Genomic DNA, 3,250 nt, shown 5'->3' with positions numbered 1-3,250 from the left:
GCGCGGGCGGCGATCCGCGGCCGGTCGTACGTCATCCCCGACGACGTCAAGGCGCTCGCGCCGCCGGTGCTCGTCCACCGCGTGATTCGGACGACCGACGCGGAGCTGGCCGAGCGCTCGGTGGCCGCGATCGTCGAGGAGGTCGTCGAAAGCGTCGCGCCGCCGGGCGCTGACGCGTCGTTCGCCGAGACGGAGACGACGAACAACGGAACGGAACCGATCGAGGAGAGCAACGAGGGGAAACAAGACCCGAAGCCGTTGACCGACGGTGCGGAAGTGGAAACGGACGAAGCGGAATCCGAGACGGACTGAACAGACACCAGACATCCGGGCGAAGCGTCGGGGATGTCTCCGCAAATGACATGATCGAGGAGCAACGCGATTCGGTTTCCCCACCGATCACGCCGAGTCGGATCCGGGTGCGAACCTGAACTACGACGCCGTCGACTCCGTCCGCCGCTGCGTTTCTTCCTGCTCCGCCGTCGCCGTCGAACGCCCGTTCGCCGCGTCCGCTTGCGGGTCGTATCGACAGGTGACCGTCAACGGATCGTCGTCGGTCACGTCGACCCGGACGGGCGCATCGACGGTGCGGACCAGCGCCACGGCGAGCACGGACGGGATCGGGTGATCGAAACCGGTGGGGTCGCCGAGGCCGGCCCCCTCGATCTCGAACGTGACGCGGTTCGTCTCAAGGTCGACGTCGTGAGCGACGCTGTCGGCGAGTTCGAAGAGCTCGACGAGCGCGTCGGCCGCCACCGCGGCGGTCGTCTCGGGCGTCGCGTCGACCGACCGGTCGTGAGCCGCGTCCAGATCCTCGAACAGCGGTTCCCCGGTGGGGTGAAACGCCACGCCGCCCCGCTCGTCCGCCTCCGGAACGACGAACAGGTCCGTCAGGTCGGTCGGATCGGGAAGGGGCTCGTCCGCGCGTCGCGGGACGAACAGCCGGACGCCGCCGGATCGGTCGGATCCGTCGGTAGGGACGTACGCCGGGTCCCCGCGGAGTCCGAGCTCGTCGATCGCGGCGTCTCGGTCGGCGCGCAGCGCCTGAACCACGCGAGCGCCGACCCGGGCCGAGACGAACCGCTCGGGGGTGAGGACGGACGTGAGCACGCCGGCGAAGACGCCGGTCCCGCCGAGCGCGAACAGCACCGTCCGGGCGTCGGGAAACGCGAGCCCGCCGACGAGGCCGACGAGTCCGACGGCGAACAGCCCGAGGGCGGTCCGGCGGTAGGCCGCCTGTCGCGCTCGGGCGTACTCCTCGCGGAGCTGCCGGTTCTCCGCTTCGAGCGCGGCGAGGCGGACCTGTCGGTCGGGGAACTCCCCCGGGTCCGGCGCGTCCGACTCCCCGGAGTCGGATTCTTCTGCCGTCGCCGCGCCTCCAGGAACGTCCATACTGTCTGCTCTGGATTTCGGGGGTCGCGGGTTTACTCTTTTGGCTCCGCACCGACCAGTCCGAGCCTGACCAGCGTCAGCCGGCGGGCGAGGTAGGTCCCGAGCGCGACCGCCAGACAGAGGAGCCCGGCCGCCGCGAAGTGACTCTCTCGCAAGCCGACCGCGACGACGCCCAGCAGAACGGCGTACGCGGCGAGCGTCCCGACGACCGCGTTCGGAAGCGATCGGTCTCGCGCGGGCTGGGTGAGGACGACGAGGAGCGCGAGCTGCGCAACGCCGACGGCGATCCGGTCCTCGACCGTCACCGCCACCGACAGCGCGAGCTGGCCGACGACGAATGCGAGCGAAGCCGGGAGCAGGAGCGCCACACAGAGCAGGACGCCGGCGAGGACGGCGTCGCGGCCCGTCCCGGTCGCCAGCACCGCGCCGAAAACGACGAGGAGTCCGGCGACGCCGAGCGGATCGCGGGCGAGCTGGGATCCGACCGATCCCGTCAGATCTCCCGGCGCGTCGCTCGGCGAGGACGCCATCAGCGGACCGCCGCCGGTCGTTCCCGACGGTGTGCGAGGACCGCGTCGACGCGCGTTTCGGGAGCGACTTCGAGCGCGGTGACGCGGGGGTGTGCGTCCAGGTCGCGACGCAGTTGTTCGAACGCGAGGTACCGGTCGTACGCGCCGTCGAGGTCGGTCACGTCGGTCGACTCGAACAGACAGCGCGGCGTCAAAAAGACCATCGCCCGCCCGCCGCCGGCGATCGCCGTCTTGACCGCCTCTCGGAGCGCGGCGGGCTCGTCGTCGCTCGTGGCGATCACGACCAGTCCGCCCGTCTCGATCCGGTTGCGGATCCGCCGGACGCTCCCGACGAGCGGGTCAGCGCGGGCGCGCCTGACGTACCGGATCGGATCGCCGACGTACGCGCCGAGCACGCGGGCGAAGGCGCTGTCGTCACCCTCGATCCGGTCGGCGATCGCTCGGACACGGGACGCAGATTGCGCGCCGTACGCCGCCTCGTCGGCCGTCGGAACGAGGTCGTACAGCGCCGCCTCTGTCTGCGCGTGCGGCTCCGTGGTCGTGTTCGAGCGAACGGACTCGGTGACCCCCTCGCGGCCGACCGCGTCGAAGTCGATCGGATCGTTCCGGTCCGCAGCGGTTCGGACGATGCCGACCGCGACCTCGCGAGCGTAGTCCAGCATCGTCTCGCCGGGCGGTCCGACCGCCATCCGGCCGCGGTGGTCCACGACGAGCGCGGTGCGACGGTCCGTCTCTCCCTGCGTCTCACGGACGTAGACGTCGGCCAGCCGGGCGGTCGCCTTCCAGTCGATCCGCCGAACGCTGTCGCCGGGGACGTACTGTCTGATCTCCTGTGTCGTCACCCCCGGGCCGGGCCGTTCGGACTGGTGTTCCCCGTACGCGTTGCGGATTGCTTCCCCGCCTTGGCCGACGTGGACATCGAGCGGCTGCGGTCGCACCGTTACGGTCGGCGTCGGCCCGCGATCGACCGTCGTGCGATACAGCCCCGTCGGATCGCGCATGTGTATCCTCGGCACGGGAAACGCGAACCGACCGGCGACGGGAAACGACACGTCGAACGCGGCCTCGCCCGCCACCTCATCCGGATCGAGTGCGACCGTTCGCTCCCCGGCGCTGCGTTCGACTCCCACCGGAGCGTCGGCGCGAACCGACAGCGGAACCGTCGCCGTTTCGGGCGGGCGACGAGCCGCGAGGGCGACGGACACGGGGGCGTCGACGAACGCGTCCGCGGCGGAGATGGTGTACTCGACCGTGATTCGGTCGCCGAGGCGGGCAAAGGCGCGGCTCGACGCGGCGAGTCGTGGGAGGCAAGGCACACAGGGGATAGG

The 3,250-nt window shown here is 71.1% G+C and carries 3 protein-coding genes and 1 pseudogene; 1 reads left to right on the top strand and 3 read right to left on the bottom strand.

Annotated elements, in window-relative coordinates:
- A pseudogene (locus BN903_RS17320) lies at positions 1-312 on the top strand (hypothetical protein); the annotation flags it as partial.
- Positions 313-432: 120 nt separating this feature from the next.
- On the opposite strand, the gene BN903_RS07010 reads toward BN903_RS17320, so the two are convergent.
- Genes BN903_RS07010 through BN903_RS07000 form a run of 3 tightly spaced genes read right to left on the bottom strand, consistent with a single transcriptional unit; the run spans position 433 to position 2,923 of the window.
- Positions 433-1,392 carry a hypothetical protein gene (locus tag BN903_RS07010; protein WP_048077051.1) on the bottom strand — a complete coding sequence of 320 codons (960 nt, stop codon included), beginning with the start codon at positions 1,390-1,392 and terminating at the stop codon, positions 433-435.
- 32 nt (positions 1,393-1,424) lie between these two features.
- Positions 1,425-1,922: a hypothetical protein gene (locus BN903_RS07005; protein WP_048077050.1), complete on the bottom strand. Its 498-nt coding sequence runs from the start codon at positions 1,920-1,922 to the stop codon at positions 1,425-1,427.
- Positions 1,922-2,923 carry a DUF58 domain-containing protein gene (locus BN903_RS07000; protein WP_228841051.1) on the bottom strand — a complete coding sequence of 334 codons (1,002 nt, stop codon included), beginning with the start codon at positions 2,921-2,923 and terminating at the stop codon, positions 1,922-1,924. The genes BN903_RS07005 and BN903_RS07000 overlap by 1 nt, the downstream gene beginning before the upstream one ends.
- Positions 2,924-3,250 lie beyond the last annotated feature (327 nt).

It is taken from the genome of Halorubrum sp. AJ67 (assembly GCF_000513435.1).
Note: the sequence above shows the minus strand (reverse complement) of the source record. Positions and strands in the feature narration are given on the sequence as shown.

Bases quoted from the DNA above. Each gene is read 5' to 3' on its own strand.
- BN903_RS07010 (WP_048077051.1), bottom strand. From the start codon at position 1,392: ATGGACGTTCCTGGAGGCGCGGCGACGGCAGAAGAATCCGACTCCGGG.
- BN903_RS07000 (WP_228841051.1), bottom strand. From the start codon at position 2,923: ATGCGCGATCCGACGGGGCTGTATCGCACGACGGTCGATCGCGGGCCG.
- BN903_RS07005 (WP_048077050.1), bottom strand. From the start codon at position 1,922: ATGGCGTCCTCGCCGAGCGACGCGCCGGGAGATCTGACGGGATCGGTC.